This is a genomic window from Rhodoferax sp. U11-2br (assembly GCF_018619435.1).
GTDB lineage: Bacteria > Pseudomonadota > Gammaproteobacteria > Burkholderiales > Burkholderiaceae_C > Rhodoferax.
In genome coordinates this window covers 45,408-66,844 of record NZ_JAHFZF010000020.1, presented here as the reverse complement: position 1 = coordinate 66,844, position 21,437 = coordinate 45,408, and the positions used below count along the sequence as shown (strand labels likewise).

General features: G+C 59.6%; 21 protein-coding genes and 2 tRNA genes. 11 read left to right on the top strand and 12 right to left on the bottom strand.

The genetic code is table 11. From position 1 onward, the window contains the following. Positions 1–6: 6 nt before the first annotated feature. The 3 genes from KKO72_RS13665 to KKO72_RS13655 form a co-directional block, all read right to left on the bottom strand. The gene (locus tag KKO72_RS13665) at positions 7–1,200 is read right to left on the bottom strand and encodes a hypothetical protein (protein WP_214939271.1); all 1,194 of its coding nucleotides are present in this window, start codon (positions 1,198–1,200) and stop codon (positions 7–9) included. Positions 1,201–1,319: 119 nt separating this feature from the next. Then, positions 1,320–1,718 (bottom strand): type II toxin-antitoxin system death-on-curing family toxin, encoded by a 399-nt coding sequence (locus KKO72_RS13660; RefSeq protein WP_078366437.1) that lies wholly within the window; start codon positions 1,716–1,718, stop codon positions 1,320–1,322. Then, entirely contained in the window at positions 1,719–1,943 is a 225-nt protein-coding gene (locus KKO72_RS13655) for an AbrB/MazE/SpoVT family DNA-binding domain-containing protein (protein WP_078366438.1), read from the bottom strand. A 179-nt stretch (positions 1,944–2,122) separates the two neighbouring features. Here KKO72_RS13655 and ureE point away from each other — a divergent pair, with 179 nt between their 5' ends. The 4 genes from ureE to KKO72_RS13635 all read left to right on the top strand — a co-directional run bounded on the left by ureE (position 2,123) and on the right by KKO72_RS13635 (position 5,922). Then, the gene (gene ureE, locus KKO72_RS13650; protein WP_214939264.1) at positions 2,123–2,713 is read left to right on the top strand and encodes an urease accessory protein UreE; all 591 of its coding nucleotides are present in this window, start codon (positions 2,123–2,125) and stop codon (positions 2,711–2,713) included. A gap of 21 nt (positions 2,714–2,734) precedes the next feature. After that, the gene (locus KKO72_RS13645; protein ID WP_214939261.1) at positions 2,735–3,412 is read left to right on the top strand and encodes an urease accessory protein UreF; all 678 of its coding nucleotides are present in this window, start codon (positions 2,735–2,737) and stop codon (positions 3,410–3,412) included. A gap of 48 nt (positions 3,413–3,460) precedes the next feature. Continuing rightward, positions 3,461–4,123 carry an urease accessory protein UreG gene (gene ureG, locus KKO72_RS13640; protein ID WP_214939258.1) on the top strand — a complete coding sequence of 221 codons (663 nt, stop codon included), beginning with the start codon at positions 3,461–3,463 and terminating at the stop codon, positions 4,121–4,123. Positions 4,124–4,239: 116 nt separating this feature from the next. Then, entirely contained in the window at positions 4,240–5,922 is a 1,683-nt protein-coding gene (locus KKO72_RS13635; protein WP_214939255.1) for a response regulator, read from the top strand. 98 nt (positions 5,923–6,020) lie between these two features. Here the strand turns inward: KKO72_RS13635 and KKO72_RS13630 are convergent, their stop codons facing one another. The 6 genes from KKO72_RS13630 to KKO72_RS13605 all read right to left on the bottom strand — a co-directional run bounded on the left by KKO72_RS13630 (position 6,021) and on the right by KKO72_RS13605 (position 11,791). Continuing rightward, positions 6,021–6,704, bottom strand: a complete 684-nt coding sequence (locus KKO72_RS13630) for an HPP family protein (protein WP_214939252.1) — start codon at positions 6,702–6,704, stop codon at positions 6,021–6,023. Between the two features lie 123 nt (positions 6,705–6,827). Then, complete coding sequence (gene hemW, locus KKO72_RS13625) at positions 6,828–8,066, bottom strand: radical SAM family heme chaperone HemW (RefSeq protein WP_214939338.1); 1,239 nt, start codon at positions 8,064–8,066, stop codon at positions 6,828–6,830. A 407-nt stretch (positions 8,067–8,473) separates the two neighbouring features. Further along, positions 8,474–9,073: an RdgB/HAM1 family non-canonical purine NTP pyrophosphatase gene (rdgB, locus tag KKO72_RS13620; protein ID WP_214939250.1), complete on the bottom strand. Its 600-nt coding sequence runs from the start codon at positions 9,071–9,073 to the stop codon at positions 8,474–8,476. A gap of 51 nt (positions 9,074–9,124) precedes the next feature. Continuing rightward, on the bottom strand, positions 9,125–9,847 hold the full coding sequence (gene rph, locus KKO72_RS13615; RefSeq protein WP_214939247.1) for a ribonuclease PH: 723 nt from the start codon (positions 9,845–9,847) through the stop codon (positions 9,125–9,127). 25 nt (positions 9,848–9,872) lie between these two features. After that, entirely contained in the window at positions 9,873–10,787 is a 915-nt protein-coding gene (locus tag KKO72_RS13610; RefSeq protein WP_214939244.1) for a PP2C family serine/threonine-protein phosphatase, read from the bottom strand. Then, positions 10,784–11,791, bottom strand: a complete 1,008-nt coding sequence (locus KKO72_RS13605; RefSeq protein WP_214939242.1) for a serine/threonine-protein kinase — start codon at positions 11,789–11,791, stop codon at positions 10,784–10,786. Before KKO72_RS13605 ends, KKO72_RS13610 begins: the two co-directional genes overlap by 4 nt. A gap of 77 nt (positions 11,792–11,868) precedes the next feature. Here KKO72_RS13605 and KKO72_RS13600 point away from each other — a divergent pair, with 77 nt between their 5' ends. The 4 genes from KKO72_RS13600 to KKO72_RS13585 all read left to right on the top strand — a co-directional run bounded on the left by KKO72_RS13600 (position 11,869) and on the right by KKO72_RS13585 (position 16,021). After that, on the top strand, positions 11,869–12,786 hold the full coding sequence (locus KKO72_RS13600; protein ID WP_214939239.1) for a YicC/YloC family endoribonuclease: 918 nt from the start codon (positions 11,869–11,871) through the stop codon (positions 12,784–12,786). A gap of 6 nt (positions 12,787–12,792) precedes the next feature. Further along, positions 12,793–13,413, top strand: coding sequence for a guanylate kinase (gene gmk, locus KKO72_RS13595; RefSeq protein ID WP_180125473.1), 621 nt, complete (start codon positions 12,793–12,795; stop codon positions 13,411–13,413). Between the two features lie 26 nt (positions 13,414–13,439). Beyond that, on the top strand, positions 13,440–13,643 hold the full coding sequence (rpoZ, locus tag KKO72_RS13590) for a DNA-directed RNA polymerase subunit omega (RefSeq protein ID WP_180125474.1): 204 nt from the start codon (positions 13,440–13,442) through the stop codon (positions 13,641–13,643). Between the two features lie 173 nt (positions 13,644–13,816). Next, entirely contained in the window at positions 13,817–16,021 is a 2,205-nt protein-coding gene (locus KKO72_RS13585) for a bifunctional (p)ppGpp synthetase/guanosine-3',5'-bis(diphosphate) 3'-pyrophosphohydrolase (protein WP_251140648.1), read from the top strand. A 167-nt stretch (positions 16,022–16,188) separates the two neighbouring features. Here the strand turns inward: KKO72_RS13585 and KKO72_RS13580 are convergent. From KKO72_RS13580 to hrcA, 3 genes are all read right to left on the bottom strand, one after another. Beyond that, positions 16,189–16,265 (bottom strand) — tRNA-Arg (locus KKO72_RS13580). A 331-nt stretch (positions 16,266–16,596) separates the two neighbouring features. Beyond that, positions 16,597–16,673, bottom strand: a tRNA-Ile gene (locus KKO72_RS13575). Between the two features lie 23 nt (positions 16,674–16,696). Beyond that, positions 16,697–17,701, bottom strand: coding sequence for a heat-inducible transcriptional repressor HrcA (gene hrcA, locus KKO72_RS13570; protein WP_214939232.1), 1,005 nt, complete (start codon positions 17,699–17,701; stop codon positions 16,697–16,699). A 145-nt stretch (positions 17,702–17,846) separates the two neighbouring features. On the opposite strand from hrcA, the gene KKO72_RS13565 reads away from it, so the two are divergent. From KKO72_RS13565 to rapZ, 3 genes are read left to right on the top strand one after another with little or no spacing between them, the layout of a single operon-like run. Then, positions 17,847–18,749 (top strand): NAD kinase, encoded by a 903-nt coding sequence (locus tag KKO72_RS13565; RefSeq protein ID WP_214939229.1) that lies wholly within the window; start codon positions 17,847–17,849, stop codon positions 18,747–18,749. Beyond that, a complete protein-coding gene (recN, locus tag KKO72_RS13560) occupies positions 18,746–20,398 on the top strand; it encodes a DNA repair protein RecN (protein WP_214939225.1) in 1,653 nt (550 codons plus the stop codon). Before KKO72_RS13565 ends, recN begins: the two co-directional genes overlap by 4 nt. Position 20,399: 1 nt before the next feature. Next, the gene (gene rapZ, locus KKO72_RS13555) at positions 20,400–21,308 is read left to right on the top strand and encodes an RNase adapter RapZ (RefSeq protein ID WP_214939222.1); all 909 of its coding nucleotides are present in this window, start codon (positions 20,400–20,402) and stop codon (positions 21,306–21,308) included. Positions 21,309–21,437: the final 129 nt, after the last annotated feature.

Genomic DNA, 21,437 nt, shown 5'->3' with positions numbered 1-21,437 from the left:
AGGGCCTCAGACAAACTGTTTCACCAGTGAGTCCCAATTCTCAAAATTGGTTTTCTTTACCCGTGTTGACGGTTGATGACTCCAAACACCCATGCCGGAGAGTTTTGCCATTGACACACCCGATGCGACTTCCAGCATTGTGCAAAGTGCAGGCCAAAGGCTCGTAACAGAGTCAATATCGGGCACGCGACCTTCATGCACCAGACGATTCCTTTGGCTGCGAGCAATACTGAGGCTTGCATAGCTGTTCTCCGGTAGAACTTTGCTCTGCCACAACAGTTCATGTTTCACGGAGGTAGTCCAGGTTCTGTTATCTTGCCTCATACCTTGAAGTCGTCCCTTCATATTGACGGGATGGAGCTTGGGATCATCCAGAAACCGCTTCTCCCACAAAAATGAGGTCAACTGCTCAACCACTATCCACAAACTGCTCAATGCTTCACTGGCATTCTGATGCTGAAGAGTGGTATAGCCATGTAGCAAGAAGGCGGGTGAAAGGTTTTCAATGCGAGATAACGCGTCCAAGCCGAATGCGAGAGCCTCTTGTAGCTTGGACACGCGGATTACCCGGGGATGCACAAGCGCAACACGTTCTGAAATGGATGCATCCATATGCCGGAATCGGCCTTGCTGGGTAGGCGTGTAAATAAATAACCGAAGATCTTCACCAAGACTGCCTACCAATACTTCGTTATGGGCTACAAACTCGGCATGAATCCCGCCAATCAACAGCGCACAAAACAATCGATTCAGCATTTCAGCCGCCCGGTGCTGCTGTAAAAAATCACCCTGCATTGGTAGCGCAAAAGCGCCATCACGTGAAATCAGCGCAGCTACCCCCAACGGGGCCAAAGAATTAACGGGCTCGGAGAGCATTTCGCCGGGGTATGAGTTTGCATTGATTTGCTCCAGCGATACACCAAACTGCTCCTCATCCTTGAGGACCAGCGTATAGGGCTGTAAGAAGGCATGCCACGCTGGATCATAGGATGGGACACTCGAAACAGGCGGAACATAATTCGACGGCACCTGCGTCTTATGAACCCAGTCTCCGTTCATCCAAACGTACTCTTCACTTGGCTGAGGCTTAACCGAGGCGGAAAGGGTCTTGGGAATGGATCGATAGCCCAACGTGAATGGGTCGATGCCATCGTCAAAAGCGTGGATCTGACCTGTTTCGGTGTCCTGAAAATACTGCATGGAAATTACGTCTATACGTCCTTAGATAGCGTCACCTGCCTCTCAACAACGTTCTTGGTTTGCACGCGATCATGATTGGGCCGGTTGACACAGAGGCTGACCAAGATCAAACCAGTGCTTCAGCGTGGCTGCATATGGGTGCGAATCCAGGCAGCGAAGGCGGCTTCTTCGATGTCGCCAGCGGCGACTGAGAGCATGGTGGTGACGCATTCCAGATCCGACGCCACCAGGTCAAAACCATTGAGCGCCAGAGACAGTTCCATCGCCACAAACGCGGTGCGCTTGTTACCGTCAACAAAGGGATGGTTGCGGGAAATGCCATAGGCGTAACTGGCCGCCAAGTCTGCAGCATCAGGCATGCCATAGCTTGCCAACTGCTCGGGTCGCGCCAAGGCTGAGTCCAGCAAGTTGGCATCGCGCACACCAGCACCGCCACCGTGTTCGGCCAATTGTTCGTCGTGTACCGCGTGAATCAAGGCGTGGTCGATCCACACCCAGGTTTGGCGTTCAGCACTCATTTATTTGGCCAGTTCACGCAACACGTTACGGCGCTTTTTCATGATCGCCCGCGCCTCTTGCATCTGGACATCCAGCGTGGGGTCGTAGGGTGTCAGCGTGATACCGTTGGCCGCATCGGTCACAAACAAACTATCCCCCTTTTCCAGATTCAGCCGCGCCAAAACCTCTTTGGGCAAGATCACACCCACCGAGTTGCCGATCTGTGTGAGTTTGAGTGCGGTCATGGGGGTCTCCAGTTCAGGTTATAACAATTGTTAGTATATTGACCTGCACCTGAGGAGGCAAGTCTGGGCCAAACATCCACCCACCCACATGGCGGCAGAGCGTCGTGCTGGCGCCAACCCTTGCCAACGCGGTACAGTTATTGCTTTTCATCCGTACGCTCTCCTCAGCTCATTTACCCATGATCCACGTCTCCAAACTCATTCCCCAAGGCGCCGGTCTGGCAGCGGTGCTGCTTAAACGCGCCAGCACCGTCGAGCTGGACTGGGATGTCCGCCAGAAAAGCCGTTTTGACGCGACCGACTCGACCGGGCGCCAGCTTGGCATCTTTTTGCCACGCGGCACCGTGGCGCGCGGTGGTGACGTGCTGGTGGCGCATGACGGCTCCTTGATCAAGGTCTGGGCCGCGCCCCAAGCCGTGCTCAAGATCACCGCTTGCCCGGACCATGGCACGCCGTTTGACCTGATCCGCGCCGCCTACCACCTGGGCAACCGGCATGTGCCGATCGAGCTCAAGCCCGACCACCTCAAGATCGAGCCCGACCATGTGCTGGCCAGCATGTTGCACGCCATGCACCTGATCGTGACCGAGGTCACCGAGCCGTTTGAGCCCGAAAACGGCGCCTACGCCACCGGCGGCCATTTTGGTGGCCACCACCACGGGCATGGACACGACCACGATCACAGCCATGACCATGTGCACACACCTCCGGCCAGCCCCGAGGCGCCCAAGCCCCACGTGCACGGCCCGGGTTGCGGCCACCACCACTGAGCGCCTGCGAGCACATCGCGCATGCACGACAGCAGCCTGATGCAGCTGATGTGGCTGGCCTCACCGGCCTTGCCGATTGGCGGATTCTCGTACTCAGAATGTCTGGAAGCCGCCGTCGATACTGGGCTGGTCACTAGCGAAAAAGAAGCATCTGACTGGCTGGTCGAACAGTTGCACACCAGCCTGGCCCGCGCCGATCTGGCAGTCATCGCCCAGGCCATTCCCGCTTGGCAGCAAGCCGACCACACCCGCATCGCCCAGCTCAATGCCTGGGTGTTACAAACCCGCGAAAGCAGCGAACTGCGCGCACAAACCGAGCAAATGGGCCGCAGCCTGCTGGAGTGGTTACGCAACCACACCACGGCCCAGCCCGAACAAATCGCCCTGCTGGCCAACATACAACCCACCTACCCGCTGGCGTTTGCGCTCGCGGCAAGTGCTACCGGCGCGCCGCTGCGCGACTGTCTGCTGGCCAACAGCTTTGGCTGGGCCGAGAACATGATGCAAGCCGCGATCAAGGCAGTGCCGCTAGGCCAGAGTTCTGGCCAACGCATCCTCTCGGCCCTGGCGGCCAATATCCCGGCAGCCGTCGACTTGGCGCTGGGTCTGGCTGATGAGAACCGACAAGCGTTCTCCCCCATGCTGGCGATTTTGAGCGCACGGCATGAGTCGCAGTATTCAAGGATTTTCCGCTCCTAGCCCTCGTATCAAAAGGGCTAACAGCTTCACTTTACATAGCAAACAACCATGACCACACCGCTACACCACATTCCCAACCGCACCAAAAAACTGCCGCCATTGCGCGTAGGCATTGGCGGCCCGGTCGGCTCCGGCAAAACCACCTTGCTCGAGATGCTGTGCAAAGCCATGCGCGAGAAATACGACCTGGTCGCCATCACCAACGACATCTACACCAAGGAAGACCAGCGCCTGCTCACCGTGAGTGGTGCGTTACCGGCTGAACGCATCATGGGGGTGGAGACCGGCGGCTGCCCGCACACCGCGATCCGCGAAGACTGCTCAATCAATCTGGAGGCCATCGACCGCATGCTGGTGGACTTTCCCGATGCCGACATCGTGTTTGTCGAGAGCGGCGGAGACAACCTGGCCGCCACTTTCAGCCCCGAGCTGTCAGACCTGACGATTTATGTGATCGACGTCGCCGCCGGTGAAAAGATCCCGCGTAAAGGTGGCCCCGGCATCACCAAAAGCGACCTGTTTGTCATCAACAAAACCGACCTGGCACAGCATGTGGGCGCCAACCTGGAGGTGATGGCGGCGGACACCACCCGCATGCGCAGCACGCCCAAGGGGCTCAAACCTTTTGTGATGACCAACCTCAAGACCCTGGCCGGGCTCGACGAGGTGGTGCGGTTTATTGAGGTGCGCGGTCTGCTCGTCGCCAGCTGAAGCCGCGCCAACTGCCCCGCCCCGCAGGCCGGGTGCTATGATTTTGAAAAAGCACCACAAGGAGGCAGCAAGGTGAGCATCCAACACGGGGCTTTGTCCCCCATCAGGACCCCTCGGTGATCCTGCCTGAGGACGACCTGTCCACCAGCAGCGCGCTGGTGATCGACGCCAACCCCACCTCCCGCTCGATGCTGGTGTCGCAACTGCGCGACTTTGGCATGGGCCGCGTGGTGCAGGTGGCCCGCCTGCAAGACGCCCGGCGTCAGCTCGAACTGCGCTCCTTTGATGTGGTCTTGTGTGAATTGCATTTTGACGGCGAGACCATGACCGGGCAGGATCTGCTCGACGACCTACGGCGCAACCAGCTGCTGCCGTTTGCCACGGTCTTCATCATGGTCACCGGTGAAGCCACCTACGCCAAGGTGGCCGAAGCGGCCGAGTCGGCGCTGGACGGCTACCTGCTCAAGCCCCACACGGCGAACCAACTGGCCGAGCGACTGCACCAGGCACGGTTTCGCAAAACCTCGCTGCAGGAGATCTTCACCGCCATCGAGGCTGAAGATTTCGAGACGGCGGCCACCCTGTGCCAACAGAGGTTTGAGAGCAAAGGCTTGTTCTGGTTATACGCGGCACGTGTCGGGGCCGAGTTGATGCTGCGCCTGGGCAAAACCGCGCAGGCGCAAAAACTCTACCAGGCGGTGGTCGCGGCCAAGACCCTGCCCTGGGCCAGACTCGGTGTGGCGCGCGCGCTCATGGACGAAGGCCAGGTGACCCGCGCCACCAGCGTGCTTGACAACCTGATCAGCGAAGAACCCAACTACACCGACGCTTACGACGTGATGGGCCGCGCCCAGTTCGAACAAGGCAAATTTGACGCGGCGCTGAGCACCTACAAACTGGCCAGCGACATGACACCGGCCTCCATCACCCGGCTGCAAAACCTGGGCTTGATGAGTTACTACTGTGGCGACCGCCAGGGCGCCGAAGCCATGCTGGACCGCACCACCCGCATCGGCTTGTACTCCAAGATGTTTGACTGCCAGACCCTGGTGCTGCTGGCATTGGTGCGTTTCGAGACGGGTAACCGCAAAGGCCTGCAGCGCTGCCGCGATGACTTTGCACGGCTCATCAAGCGCCACCCCGGCAACGCGCGTCAGGAGCGCCTGAGCGGCATTGTGGAGGCACTGCATCTCATTGATCAGGGGCAATTTGTGCAGGCGGTGACCTCCATCCGCAGCCAGTGCCAGCGCATCAAGTCACCTGATTTCGATTTTGAATCGGCCGCCAACCTGCTGGCCTTGCTGGCCCAGCTGGCCAACAAGACCATCCAGCTCGACGAGGTGGAACAGGTGGTCGACACCCTGGGCAAGCGTTTTGCGGGCACCCGCGCCCTGGCCGAGCTGCTGGCCGGTTCGGCGGCGATCTACCCGCCTTATGCCGAGCTGGTGCGCACAGCCCACGCCAGCATCCTCAAATTGACCGAAACCGCGATGACCCTGAGCATGCGGGGTGACCCGCAGGCCGCAGTGATAGAACTGATCCGCCATGGCCAGGAAACACTCAGTGGCAAACTGATCGAAACCGCTTATCTGGTGATGCACCGGTATGCCGACCAAATCAAAAACGCCGCCGAGCTGAACCATATGGTGCAAGAGTTGCGCAGGCACTACAACACCAAGCTCACACGCGCAGCGCTGGGTGAACCCAAACGCCAGGCCGGTGGTCTGACGCTGCGCGCCGGTGGCAAGTCGGCCGCCACCGCTGCCACGCCACGAGCCGTGCCAGACACCCTGGTCTGACGCACCTCACGCGGTCAAATTTGCTTTAAGTTAAATATCGTTATCAATAGACTTGGCAAGGGCTCCGAGCTATTTATCGACATAAATGCCGACACGCGTCAGCCCCACAAGTCCAGTGGCGGGTCGGTCACCACCGCACGCAGAATGTCCGAGCGCGAGATAAAACCCGCCACCAAGCCCTGATCGTCCACCACCGGCAGACCCGGCAAACCGGTGTCGAGCAGCACCTGCGCCACCCGGCGGATGTCGGAGTCGGGCGCCACGCTGGGCACCGGTGTGACCATGATCTGGGTGATGTTCTGCAGCATCAGCGCACGCCAGGCCAGCGCGTGGCTGTCGGGTGAGGGCAGGCGCTCGGGGCTGAGCAAGTCAGCCCGGGTCAGCAGCCCCACCAGGTGGTTGTTGGCATCAATCACCGGTGCCTGGCCAACGCCTTGTTCGCTGAGCACCTGCCAGGCCTGCCACACGGTGGCGCTGTCCTTGAGGCTGATGATGCGTGGGCTCATCAGGTCGCTGACCCGGGTCAGGGGGTGGCGTACCGTGCTGCCGTCGCGGGTGTCGGTGTAGGCCGACAAGGCGCTGCGGTGGCCGTCATCGCCAGTGGCCTTGTTGGCCGCAGACTCCACAAAAGCGCCAAAGGATTCGGCGAGTCGGTCGTCGCCCTGCTTTCCGGTTGGCAACAGCGCACGACTGCGCGTCAGTGCCCCCACACCACCGACTTGGCGCAACTGCTCCAAACTGCCGCGAAACAAACGCCCCTGCATGCCGTAGACCGAAAACATGGTGTGTGCTTCTCCAATACTGCTGCCCTGCGACAGACCCCGCCCAAGGCTGTGGCCCAGCGGCCATTGTGTCTGTTATCGACGCTGACACGCCCAGACTTGACCGATGCGGCAACCTGCACCTCAGGTTTTGGGCAAAAACAGCGCCTGCAGGTCGTTCAAAAAGTCAAAACCACGCGACGTGGGCCGGGCGTGGGCCAAGTCGCTGTCCATCAGACCACGCGCCTGGGCTTCCTGCAGGGCAGCGGTGATCGCGTTGATGGACAGGCCGGTGCGCTCTGCAAACATCGGCAGCGCAAAACCATCGGCCAGGCGCAGTGCGTTGAGCATGAACTCAAACGGCAACTCGCTGCGTTTGACCTCGTTCTCCTGCGCGATGGCGCTGCCCGCAAGCGCTTGCACCATGTAACGCGCCGGGTCACGCAGACGCACCTGGCGCAACACGCGGTGGGCAAAACTGAGCTTGCTGTGGGCACCAGCGCCAATACCCAAGTAGTCGCCAAATTGCCAGTAGTTCAGGTTGTGGGCGCAGCGGTGGCCGGGCTTGGCGTAGGCAGAGACCTCGTAACGTTGCAGACCCGCCGGGCCGGTCAGTTCGGTGATCAAGTCCAGCATGTCGGCCGCCAGGTCGTCATCCACAGGAGCAGGCGGGTGTTTGGCAAAGAAGGTGTTGGGCTCAATCGTCAGGTGGTAGATGGAGAGGTGTGGCGGCGCAAACGACAGCGCGGTGGCCACATCGCTGCGCAAATCATCGAGCGTCTGACCTGGCAGTGCGTACATCAGGTCCAGGTTGAAGGTCTCAAAGTTGAGAGCAGCCTCCTCAAGCGCAGCAAGGGCTTGCGAGCGATTGTGCACACGACCCAGGATGGAGAGGTAGCCGTCGTTGAAACTCTGCACACCGACCGACAGGCGGGTGACACCGGCGGCGCGAAAGGCCTTGAAACGGTCCTTCTCAAAGGTGCCGGGATTGGCCTCCAGCGTGATCTCGGCATCGGCAGCGAGCTTGACGCGTGCGCGTATGCCCGCGATCAGCTGGTCAATCGCCTGCGGCGAAAACAGGCTGGGTGTGCCACCGCCGATGAACACGGTTTGCACGCTGCGGCCCCAGATCAGCGGCAGCGCCGACTCCAGATCGGCCATCAGCGCGTTGAGGTAGTCCTGCTCAGGCAGGTCGGCCGCGCGCTGCTCGTGGGAGTTGAAGTCGCAGTAGGGGCATTTCTTGAGGCACCAGGGCAGGTGCACATACAGCGAGAGCGGCGGCAAGCTGCTCAGCTGCAACGTGCCAGGGCGCATGTAGTGCTGGATGTCGTGCGGCTGCACGGCTTCTTCGGGCAGGCTTGGTTCAGGTTGGATCGGGATCATTTTTTCGGGGAAGCTGGTCAAGATGCGCTTGTGGTGCTTGGGGTTGTGGTGCGCCCCGCGCGGCAGCCGCAGGGGGCGCCCGCCTCATACTGGGGTACCAGAAATCGGCGGTCGCCCCCTGCGGCTGCCACGCGATTCTGTCGGAACGCCAGCATTGGAAGTCCAAAAGCAGAATGCAGGATGGGTGATGACTTCATAGCCTTGTTCGCTGAGTAGCCAAGCGCTTGACTTGATGAGCGTCCAGCGAGGCGGGGACTTTGGGCGGCTGACGATTTCTGGTACCCCAGTATGAGGAAGCCGCCCAAAGGCTCCGACTCGCGGGTTGCACCAACGAAGTAGTCCAACAGGGGCAGTCTGGTGCCTCGTGCCCCTGGACTACCAAACAAAGCTCGCCGCGTCCGCACCACTCACAACCAGCGCTCACGCATCAGCGCCACCATGGCCGCGGCAGAGCGTCCGCGGTGGCTGTGGGCGTTTTTCACCTCGGTGGGCAATTGGGCAAAGGTCTGGCCAAATTCGGGGATGAACATCACCGGATCGAAGCCAAAGCCGTTGGTGCCCAGGCGCTCGCGCGCAATCTCACCCACGACTCGGCCCACTGCCACCAGCGGCTCGGGGTCTTCGGGGCTGCGCACCGCCACCAGGGTGTTGACCATCGCGGCACGGCGATTCCCGATACCCGCCATCTGCTCCAGCAAGGCGCGCACATTGTTGTCGTCGCTCTTGGGGTAACCAAACTGGGTGGCGTAATACGCCGTCTGCACGCCGGGCAGCCCCCCAAAAGCATCGACACACAGGCCCGCGTCATCGGCCACGGCGGGCAAGCCGCTGTGAGCAGCCGCGTGGCGCGCCTTAGTCAGCGCGTTCTCAATAAAGGTGTGATACGGCTCGGGCGCCTCCGGAATGCCCAAGCTGCCCTGGGTGATGAGTTCAAAACCGAGCGGTGCAAACATGGCCTGCAATTCAGCGAGTTTGCCGGGGTTGTTGGATGCCAAAACAATTTTCATAGAAGAAATAGGCCTCTAGACCTTATAAATAAAGGGCTGATAGCTATCAAATTAGTAAGCAGCCTGTTGCAGCTGGATCAGTTCGCGGATGCCTTTGTCGGCCAGCGCCAGCAGCTTGTCCATCTCGGCGCGGGTGAAGGCAGCGCCCTCAGCGGTGCCCTGCACTTCCACATAGTGGCCAGCACCGGTCATCACCACGTTCATGTCAGTGTCGCAGGCCGAGTCTTCCACATACTCCAGATCCAGCAGCGGCGTGCCCTGCACGATACCCACCGAGATGGCGGCCACCGGGTTAAGGATCGGCGACTGCGTGATCTTGCCCTGTGCCATGAGCCAGTTCACTGCATCCTGCGCCGCCACAAACGCACCGGTGATGGCGGCGGTGCGGGTGCCACCGTCGGCCTGGATCACATCGCAGTCGAGGTGGATGGTGCGCTCCCCCAGCAGCTTGAGGTCAAACACGCTGCGCAACGCGCGGCCAATCAGGCGCTGGATCTCTTGCGTGCGACCCGACTGTTTGCCACGCGCAGCCTCGCGGTCACTGCGGGTGTGGGTGGCACGCGGCAACATGCCGTATTCGGCGGTGACCCAGCCCTCGCCGCTGCCTTTTTTGTGGCCTGGCACTTTTTCCTCGACCGAGGCGGTGCACAGCACCTGGGTGTTGCCAAAAGCAATCAGCACCGAACCTTCGGCGTGCATGGTGTAGTGGCGGGTGATGCTCACCGGGCGCAGGGCGTCAAAGGCGCGCGCGCCTGAGCGTGAAAAATCAGTCATGGCAGAACCTTCTCAATAACAAAAATCAGGTTTTTTTCTGGGCCGAGCGGCGGATCGCTTCGTTGATCTCGGCAATCGAGCGCTCGATCGCCTCGTCATCCAGATCGTCGTCGGCCGGATCCAGCCAACCGGCCTGCACAGTCGAAGCAAACACACCATCCAGAATCGAGTCGGTGGTGATCGAGCCCCGGGTGGACGACAGGTTGTCGGGGGTTTCCCAGGCCAGCGCCAGACAGGTCACATTGTCGGCGCTCGGGCCGGCCAGGCGCAAGGCCTGTTCCACCAAGTCGGGCACCGCCACATCCACCGGTTTGTTCAGCAGCTCAGACACCAGGGTGGGTTCGGGCACCGCCGACCACAGGCCATCCGAGCACAACATGATGCGGTCACCCAACTGCAGGTTCACCGCTCCCTCCACCGCAAACAGCGGTTTGGTGGGTGAGCCCAGGCAGGTGAACAACACATGGCGGTTTTTGCCTGCCTCAGGCCGCGCGGTGGCGGGTTTGATGAGGTCCTGCTCCAGCAGCGAGTGGTCGCGGGTGCGTGTCAAGAGGTCACCCCGACGCAACAGGTAGAGCCTGGAGTCGCCGCAGTGGGTCCAAGTCAAGGCACCGTTCTGGATCACCGCCACCACAATCGTGCTGCGTGGTGCGTCCAGCATGGCGCGGCCCGTCGCGTAGCGCAGGATATGCCGGTGCGCCGAGCGCACCGCGTTGTCCAGAAAACGGGGCACGTCCGCGAGTTCAGGTTTGGCTTCTTTCTGGAACAGGGCGGCAATGGCCTGAATGGCCAGCTGCGCCGCCACCTCCCCCTCAGGATGCCCACCCATGCCGTCGGCCAGCATAAAAATGGCGGCGCTACTGGTGTAGCAGTACCCCATGCGGTCTTCGTTTTTGTCACGCCCACCTTTGCGGCTGACCTGGAAGACAGAGAACTTCATCGCGTCTTTTTGCTGGGCTCAGTGGCCTTGAGCACGGTTTTTTTGGTGCCGGTGACCATGTTGTCAAACTGCAGACGCACCTTCTCACCCACACTCAGGCGGGTGTAGCGCCGCTCGCCAGGGCTATTGAGCTCTTTTTGCAAGGCAAACACCGATTGCGGCCTGGCCAGCGGGTCCAGCGCCATGCACCATTGCACCACCTCGATCAGGTTGTCGGAATACACCCCCTGCAGGCGTTTCCAGGCGGCAGCCATTGGGTCGTTGTTGACGCGCTGCGGTGCCTCGTTGGGCGGGTAACCCTGCATACAGGCGAACATGCAGGCGCCAATGGCGTAGATGTCGGTCCAGGGGCCCATGGTGCTGTCGCGCCGGTACATCTCGGGCGCAGCAAAACCAGGGGTGTACATCGGGCGGATGAAGTTGCCCTCTTTGCTGAGCACCTCACGCGCCGCACCGAAGTCGATCAGCACCGCCTTGTTGTCGTCGGTGATGAAGATGTTGGCCGGTTTGATGTCCAGATGCAGCATCTTGTGCTGGTGCACGATGCGCAGGCCGCGCAGAATCTCCTCGAACAACGAACGGATGGTCGACTCACGGAACACCTTGGGCTGTTTGAGATCACGCGCGATCAGGATGAAATCCTGCAGGCTGGCGCCTTCCAGGTAGTTCATCACCATGTAGACCGTGTCATTTTCCCGAAAAAAATTCATCACACTCACCACCGAGGGGTGGGAGATCTGGGCCAGCGAGCGGCCTTCCTCGAAAAAACTCTTGAGCCCCAGGCGGTACAGCGACAACTTTTCGGGCGCCACCTGCGGCGCCAGATCACCCGGGTCACGGGTGGTGAGCGAGGCAGGCAGGTACTCCTTGATGGCGACTTGCTGGCCGTCGTTGTCGGTGGCCAGGTAGACCACCCCAAAACCACCCGCTGCCACCTTGCGAACGACCTGATAACCACCAATGAAGGTTCCGGGGGGCAGTGGGGAGGGTTTGACCTTGGACATCATTTTTTAATCAGGAAACCGCAAGCGGGGCAAGAACCGGGTTATTCTCAAAAGCACATTTTTTGAAGAGAACCGCAATGTCAGTTTACAGCATGACCGGTTACGCCAGCGCCCAGCATAACCCGGCCAAAGAGGGCGCCGAGGGCGATGGCAAAAGCAGCGCCAACAGCCGATTGGGCATCGAAATCCGGGCGGTCAACAGCCGCTTTCTGGACCTGTCTTTCCGCCTGCCTGAGGAACTTCGCGCGTGCGAGCCCGCACTGCGCGAGAAGTTGAATGCCCGACTCAAACGCGGCAAGGTGGAGCTGCGGGCGTCCATCGAGAGCACCACCACCAATGTGGTTGCCGAGCCCTCAACCCGGCTGCTGCAACGCCTGAACGCCATTCAAGACCATGTCAAGGCCTGGCTGCCGTCGGCCCAGCCCCTCAGCGTCGCCGAAGTGATTCGCCTGGCAGGGGACGAATCCCAACCCGGCAAGGACTGGCAAGCCGAGACACTGCAACTGGCCGACGAGGTGCTGGACGCGCTGATGGCCGCGCGCAAACGTGAAGGCGCCCGGCTGGCGACCATGTTGTTTGACCGCATCAAACAATTGCGCGCCCTGGCCGCCCAGGCCGAACCGCTGATCCCGCAGCTGGTGACACAACAACGCCAACGCTTTCTGGACCGCTGGGCACAGGCCATGGAACTCACCGATGGCCAGGCCAAATCCGAAATGGCCCAGGACCGGGCGCTGACCGAAGCCACCGCGTTTGCCATCCGCATCGACGTGGCCGAGGAGCTGACCCGGCTGGCCTCTCACCTGGACGAGCTGGAACGCCTGGTCAAAAAGGGTGGCGACATCGGCAAACGGCTGGACTTCCTGATCCAGGAATTGCACCGCGAGGCCAATACCCTGGGCTCCAAGTCCGCCGCGCTGGAACTGACCCACATTTCGGTGGACATGAAGGTGCTGATCGAGCAAATGCGCGAGCAGGTGCAAAACATAGAATAAGCGCCTATGGATTACCCCGGAAACCTCTTTGTTGTCGCCGCCCCCAGCGGGGCTGGCAAATCCAGCCTGGTCAAGGCCTTGCTGGAGCTTGATTCCCATGTGCAACCCTCGGTGTCACACACCACCCGCGCCCCCCGTGGGCAGGAAAAACATGGGCGCGAATACTTTTTTGTGCCAGACACCGAGTTTGATGCGATGGTGCAGGCTGACACCTTCGTCGAGTGGGCACATGTGCACAACCACCGCTACGGCACCTCCAAAAAAGCCATTGAAGAACGCATGAGCCAAGGCGCCGATGTGATTCTGGAGATTGACTTTCAGGGTGCGCTACAGATCAAGAAGGTGTTTGCCAACGCCGTGACCATCTTCATCCTGCCACCCAGCTGGGATGAGCTGCGCTCGCGCCTGGAGCGACGTGGTGAAGACACACCTGCGGTGATTGAAGTCCGGCTGCAAAACGCGGCTTTGGAGATGGCGCAGGTCAACCAGTTTGACTTCGTTATAATCAATGAGTTGTTCGACCGGGCCGTGTTTGATCTCAAATCCATCGTCCACGCTCAACGACTCAAGTACCTGGCACAGCGCCGTGCCAGGGCTGAAACATTCAAAGCACTGCATATTTCTTAGTGCGCCCACCTGGTTTTGGAGAAGTCATGGCCCGTATCACTGTTGAAGACTGCCTGGTGCAGATTCCCAATCGCTTTCAGCTGGTGTTGGCTGCGTCCTACCGTGCCCGCATGCTGAGCCAAGGCCACACCGCCAAGGTCGAGAGCAAAAACAAACCGGGTGTAACCGCCCTGCGCGAAATTGCAGCAGGCAAGGTTGGCATCGAGATGTTGAAAAAAGTGCCGCTCTGAATTCACGCGCACGCTGACATACCAAGCACCGCTCTGCGGTGCTTTTTTGTTTCATTTGTGCCATATGCTTACACGCAGGCTATATTTCAGGGATGCGCACCCCCGTCCAACCCGTTTCCGTTGTCAGCCCCACCCCACCCAAATCCGCGCCCAAGGCGCTTAGTTCGGCGGGCATGAATGCAGCTGCGGCGAGCTTGGCAAGCCTCACCAACAAGCTGGACTATTTGAGTCCAGCCGATCTTGCCAGCGTGCGGCAAGCCTACCGATTTGCCGACGAAGCCCATCTGGGCCAACTGCGCAACAGCGGAGAGCCCTACATCACCCACCCCATCGCTGTGGCGGCCCAATGTGCAGAATGGAAGCTTGACGCCCAGGCCTTGATGGCGGCCCTGTTGCATGACGCCATGGAAGACTGTGGCATTGCCAAGTCGGAACTGATTGAGCGCTTTGGTACCTCGGTGGCAGAGCTTGTCGATGGCTTGACCAAGCTGGAAAAACTGCACTTCAACACACGTGAAGAGAACCAGGCCGAGTCGTTTCGCAAAATGCTGCTGGCCATGGCACGTGATGTACGTGTCATCCTGATCAAGCTGGCAGACCGCACCCACAACATGCGCACGCTGTCAGACGCGCCGCGCGAAAAATGGGGGCGCATCGCTTCGGAAACGCTGGACATTTACGCCCCCATCGCCTACCGCCTGGGGCTGAACCAGACCTACCGCGAGTTGCAGGATCTGTCCTTCAAGTACCTCAACCCCTGGCGACACAGCGTTCTGACCAAAGCGGTGGCCAAAGCACGAAGCCGACGACGCGACCTGATTCAAAAGGTGCATGCGGACCTGGACAACACCTTTGCGCAACACGACATGCCGGTCAGGATCGCCGGGCGCGAAAAAACCATCTTCTCCATCTACAAGAAGATGGAGGAAAAAAATCTCAGCTTTGCCCAGGTCACCGATATCTACGGATTTCGCATCATCGTCCCGAACCTGGTTGACTGCTACACCGCTTTGGGTCTGCTGCACCAGCTCTACAAACCGGTTCCAGGCAAGTTCAAAGACCACATTGCCATCAGCAAAATCAATGGTTACCAATCGCTGCACACCACGCTGGTCGGCCCTTCGGGGATCAACGTCGAGTTTCAACTGCGCACCGAGGCGATGCACCTGGTGGCTGAAACAGGTGTGGCGGCGCATTGGCTGTACAAGGAAGCGTCCAACGACGATGTCGGCCAGAACGACCGCATGGGTTCCAAATGGCTGCAGTCACTGCTGGACATCCAGGACGAAAACCGGGATGCCACAGAGTTCTGGGAACATGTCAAGGTGGACCTGTTTCCCGATGCGGTTTACGTGTTCACGCCCAAGAGCCAGATCATGGCCATGCCGCGTGGTGCCACCGTGATCGATTTTGCCTATGCCATCCACAGCAACGTGGGCGACCACACACTGTCTGCCAAAATCAACAACGAACCCGTGACCTTGCGGACCGAGGTCAAAAATGGCGATGTGATCGAGGTCATCACGTCACCTGACGCCACACCCAACCCGGCATGGCTGGGATTTGTCAGGACAGCACGCGCACGTTCCAAGATACGCCAGCACCTCAAGACCTTGGCCCAAACAGAGTCGGAGAGCCTTGGCGAAAAAATGCTGATCCAGGCCTTGCGAGCAGAAGGCATCGAAAATTTGCCCGACCACGCTGGCCTCAAGGCCGCTGTGTGGGACAAATTGTTGCGTTTCAGTGGCAACAGGACCCCATCCGAACTGATGACAGACATTGGTCTGGGCAAACGCATCGCCAGCATCGTCGCCAAACGTTTGGCCATGTTGCTTGCCGACAGTGGTGAAAAACCCGATGCCCTGCTGCTGACCCGGGAACGTTTTGTGGCTGGCGAGAACATCTCCCAGGGCAGTGTGTCCATTGATGGCAGCGAAAGCACCTCGGTACGTTTTGCCCATTGTTGCCGCCCGATTCCTGGCGACAGTATTGTGGGTTACCTTGGTCGTGGTGAAGGGTTAACGATCCACACGGGCGACTGCCAGGTCGCCAAAAAACTTCACCACAAAGACAGCGAACGTTTCATCAGTGTGGAATGGTCCGATGAACCCATGCGGACCTTCGAGACAGGTATTGTTGTCACTGTCACCAATGGCAAGGGTGTGTTGGCCCGTGTTGCCAGCGCGCTGGCATCCGGCGAAGCAGACATCACCCAGGTTGACATGACCAATGAATCGTCACATGGGGTGATGGAGCTGCGGTTTGTCATTGCGGTGCGTGACTTGAGCCAACTTGAAACCGTGTTCAAACACCTGCGCCGCACCGCTGCGGTTCTGAAAGTCCAGCGTTCAAAGAACACCTCCCCCATCGCTGCATAGACAGACTCATCTGGCGCGCGTAAAAAAAGCGCCGTACCTCCAATGAGAGGGGGATCTGCGACATTGTTTCTCCGGGTGTCAGATCACTCGGAATCCATCGCCACGTCAAGCATTTGCGTGTAAAAACGAAAAAGCCCTAGAACATCTCTGTTCTAGGGCTTGTCGTTTGGTGCGGCTGGCAGGAATTGAACCCACGACCCCTTGGTTCGTAGCCAAGTACTCTATCCAACTGAGCTACAGCCGCTAAGCTATAAATTATAGCTTAAAAATTGGTAGTGCGTCACAGACTTGAACTTTGGGCCAAAGAATTATGCGTCTGACTGATTATTCTTGGTACCTCAAATGCTTTCGCTCTATGCACTTCTACAAACAAATCGAGATCGCTTTTAGCCAGGAATAAAGCAACGTGGTTTAGCCAGATGACCATGTGTGTGTCATATCCTGCGCAATGGCTGGCAGGCGCTGGCAACCAAACTACCAAAATTTGGCACAAATTTGGCACAGGGGCCTCCTTTGCAGTCACCAACGACAAAGGCCTGCTTACGCAGGCCCTTGATTTTGTTCACAATTCTAATTGGTAGGGCGTCACAGACTTGAACTGTGGACCAAAGGATTATGAGTCCTCTGCTCTAACCAACTGAGCTAACGCCCCAACCGAACCAGCAATTGTAGGGGCTACTTGTGGTGGCTCAGCGCGTTGCTGACCAGTTTGGAGGTGATGTCCACAATCTGGATCATGCGGTCATAGGGCATACGGGTGGGGCCAACCACACCGAGGGTACCAACCACCTGACCGTCGACCTCGTAGGGTGCGCTGACAATGGACAGGTCCTCAAATGGAATGACCTGGCTTTCGCCGCCAATGAAGATGCGCACACCCTCGGCGCGGCCAGTCACGTCCAGCAAACGCATCAACTGGGCTTTTTGCTCAAACAGGTCAAATGCACGGCGCAAATGGCCCATGTCGTTGGCAAAGTCGCTGACCGACAACAGGTTGCGCTCACCGGAAATAATCACCTCGTCTGCGGTTTCAGACAACACCTCGGAATTGGCGGTCACGGCGGCGTTCATCAGGCTGGCAATCTCTGCACGCAGGGATTCCACCTCATTTTTCAGCCGTTCACGCACCTGTTCGATGTCCAGACCGATGTAGTTGGCATTGAGGAAATTGGCCGCCTCCACCAACTGTTGCTGCTCGTAGTCCACCTCGGTGAAGATGACCCGGTTTTGCACATCCCCTTCCGGCGAGACGATGATCACCAGCAAACGCCGCTCGGACAGCCGCAAGAATTCGATGTGCCGAAACACTGTGGTGCGCCGAGGCGCCACCACCACACCTACAAACTGGGACAGGCTAGAGAGCAGATTGGCCGCGTTGGAAATCACCTTTTGCGGCTGGTCATGGGCCAGGCTGTGTTCACCAAACGGATTGCGCTGGACCGTCAACATGGTGTCCACAAACAAGCGGTAGCCGCGCGCGGTGGGTATGCGCCCGGCGGAGGTGTGTGGGCTGACAATCAGACCCAAATCCTCCAGGTCAGACATCACGTTGCGAATGGTGGCGGGTGAGAGTTCCAGACCAGAGGCCTTGGACAAAGTGCGCGACCCCACCGGCTGGCCATCAGCGATGTAACGCTCAACCAGCGCTTTGAGTAATAACTTGGCACGGTCATCCAGCATGTGGTGATTTTACGAACATCTGAACTCGGGCAACCCGACTCAGATGTCTCTTCAAACCGGCGCGATGTTTGACCCCCTTGGATGTATTGCCGCTATTTTCAAAGGTGACACAAAGCTGCCGGGTCTTTGATGTTGTAATTTGCAGATGGACTCCAAATTCAAGCTCGTTGCCCTGATCGGCAAATACCAGACCAGCGCCAGTGCCGCCGCCATCTCCAGCGCGCGCGCTGCGCTGGAAGCGGTGGCCCATTTTCTGCACGACCAAGGCTGTGACGTGGTGCTGGAGGCAGATACCGCACGCAACATGGGCATGACGCGTTACCCCACGCTGACCGTGCCACAAATTGGCCAACAATGCGACCTGGGCCTGGTGGTGGGCGGTGACGGCACCATGCTGGGCATTGGCAGGCAATTGGCCGCGTATGGTGTGCCGCTGATTGGTATCAACCAGGGCCGGCTGGGTTTCATCACCGACATCCGTTACGACAACTTTGCCGCGTGTCTGAGCGACATGTTGCGTGGTGAGTATGTGGAAGACCACCGCAGCCTGATGAGCGGTAGGGTCATGCGTGATGGGCGTTGCGTCTACAACGCCACGGCACTCAACGATGTGGTGGTCAACCGCGGCGCCACCTCGGGCATGGTGGAGTTGCGCGTGGAAGTGGATGGCCACTTTGTGGCGAACCAGCGCGCCGACGGGCTGATCATTGCAACACCGACCGGCTCAACCGCTTACGCCTTGTCATCAGGCGGCCCCTTGCTGCATCCATCCATCCCCGGCTGGGTGATGGTGCCGATTGCTCCACATACATTATCAAATCGACCGATAGTCCTTGCCAATACATCACATATAGCTATTGAAATAGTAGCTGGCCGGGATGCCAGCGCCAGTTTTGACCAGCAGTCGCTGGCGTCCCTGATGCATGGTGACCGCATTGAAGTCACCCGGTCCAACCACCATGTGCGGTTTTTGCACCCCAAGGGCTGGTCCTACTTTGATACCCTGCGTGAAAAACTGCATTGGAACGAAGGAGTAACCTCAACGTGAGTCTCAAACGCATCGTCCTGCGCGACTTTGTCATCGTCAGCGAACTTGACCTGGAACTGGCCAACGGCTTCACCGTGTTGACTGGTGAGACCGGCGCCGGCAAATCCATCCTGGTGGATGCCCTGCAACTCGTGACCGGCGGGCGCGCTGATGTCAGTGTGATCCGCGAAGGCGCGACACGCACCGACGTCAGCGCCGAATTCGAGGCCACAACCAGCGTGGCCAGCTGGCTGGACGAAGCAGGGTTTGAACACGACAGCAGCCTGCTGCTGCGCCGTACCGTCGACACCCAGGGCAAAAGCCGCGCCTGGATCAACGGCAGCCCCGCCACCGCCACCCAGTTGCGCGCCTTGGGGGAGCAGCTGCTCGACATTCACGGCCAACACGCCTGGCAAAGCCTGACACGCCCGGAGTCGGTGCGTGGCCTGCTCGACGCCTATGCCAAGGTGGCCACCGATGTCGTGTCGGTGCAGTGGCAGCTTTGGCGCACCGCCCAAGACCAGCTGGCACAGGCCCGCGCCTCCCAAGACTCTTTGCTCAACGAACGTGAACGCCTGAGCTGGCAGATTGGGGAGCTGGAAAAACTCGCCCCTGGTGCCGGCGAATGGCCCGCCCTGAACGCCGAGCACAGCCGCCTCTCCAACGCCCAGGCCCTGCTGGACGCTGCGCAATCGGCCTTGCAGGCACTCGATGAGGCCGACAACAGTGCCAGCAGCCTGACCGGCAGTGCCTGCGAAGCACTTCAAAAACAAGAGCATATTGAGCCCATATTCAAAGGGCTGAGCGAGGTTTTGGCATCAAGCCTGGCACAGTTGGAGGATGTGGTGCATTCACTGCGTGCCTACCTGCGCAAGACCGAGCTGGACCCGGACCGACTCAGCGCACTGGATGAGCGCCTGGGCCAGTGGGTGGCATTGGCGCGCCGTTACAAACGCAGCCCCGAGGAGCTAGTGGACCTGTTGTCTGGCTGGAAAGCTCAGCTGCGTGCTCTCGACGCCGCCGCCGACCTGCAGGCGCTGGAGAGTGCGGTGGCCTCTGCCTGGCAAAGTTATCAGGTGGAGGCTGGCAAGTTAACCCGGGCTCGGCAAAAGTCAGCCCCCAAGCTGGCCCAGACCATTACCCAGGCGATGCAGGGGCTGGGCATGCAAGGCGGCCAGTTCGAGGTGGCCATCCAGCCTGCGAGCCAGCCTTTGATGACCGGGCTGGAAGACATCCAGTTCCTGGTGGCCGGACATGCGGGCAGCACCCCGCGCCCAGTCAACAAAGTGGCTTCGGGTGGTGAGTTGTCGCGCCTGGCGCTGGCCATTGCGGTCACCACCAGCCAGTTGGGTACCGCCCAAACCCTGATTTTTGACGAGGTGGACGCCGGTGTGGGCGGCGCGGTGGCCGAAACCGTGGGCCGGCTGATGCGCCAGCTCGGGGTCGACCGGCAGGTGCTGGCCGTAACCCACCTGCCTCAGGTGGCCGCCTGTGCCGACCAGCACCTGGTAGTCAGCAAACAACTGGCGGGCAGCGCCACCGTGAGTTCGGTCACCCCGGTCAAAGGTGAAGAGCGCGTCACCGAACTGGCCCGAATGCTGGGTGGTGAACGCATTCTGGCAAGCACCCTCACCCATGCACGTGACATGCTGCAAGTGCAAGGCGTCTGACATGAACACCAGCCCCAATGTGCAGATTGTGCTGATCACCGGCATGTCCGGCTCGGGCAAATCGGTGGCCTTGCACGCGCTGGAAGACCTGGGTTTTTATTGTGTGGACAACCTGCCGCCCGAGCTGCTGATGCAGCTGGTGGATCTGGAGCATGCCCACCATGCCAAACATCTGGCGATTGCCATCGACGTGCGCAGCGCCAGCTCGCTGCCACTGGTGCCAGAGCAGTTGAAACAGCTCAAGGCGCGCGGGCTGCAGGTCGATTCCATCTTTCTAGATGCCACCACCGACACCTTGATTCGTCGCTTTTCAGAAACCCGCAGGCGCCATCCTTTGTCCCGGGGCGGACCGGAAAACGCCCTGCTGGACCAACGCCATGCACTGGCCGACGCCATCGAGCTGGAACGTGATTTGCTCAGCGACCTGCGCATGCAGGCCCATGTGATTGACTCGAGTGTGATTCGTCCAACACAGCTGCAGAGTTACGTCAAAGCCTTTATCGCCGCGCCCGGTGAACAACTGACGCTGGTGTTTGAATCTTTTTCGTTCAAACGCGGCATCCCAAGTGACGCCGATTTTGTGTTTGATGTGCGCATGTTGCCCAACCCACATTACGAGCCCGAACTGCGTGCCCTGACCGGGCAGGATGCGCCAGTGGCCGACTACCTGAAGCGGCAACCCGAGGTAGAGCGCATGCTGGACCAGATTCACACCTTCCTGAACAACTGGATGAACGATCTGGCACAAAACCACCGCAGCTATGTGACCGTGGCCATCGGCTGCACCGGCGGGCAGCATCGCTCGGTGTACCTGGTGGAGCAACTCACCGACTTGTTTGCACCGCACTGGGCCACCCTCAAGCGGCACCGTGAAATGGATGCCCGCTTCAGCCCGACAGCAGCATCCTGATGGCGGCAGACAGGCCGTACGTCGACTGCGCCAATCATCGCCTTGGTGCTCCAACGCAAGCAGCAACCATTGATGCGGTGAGTTTCAATCGGCAGAGATCACGGCTAAGTCTATCCAGACCCCAGCCTT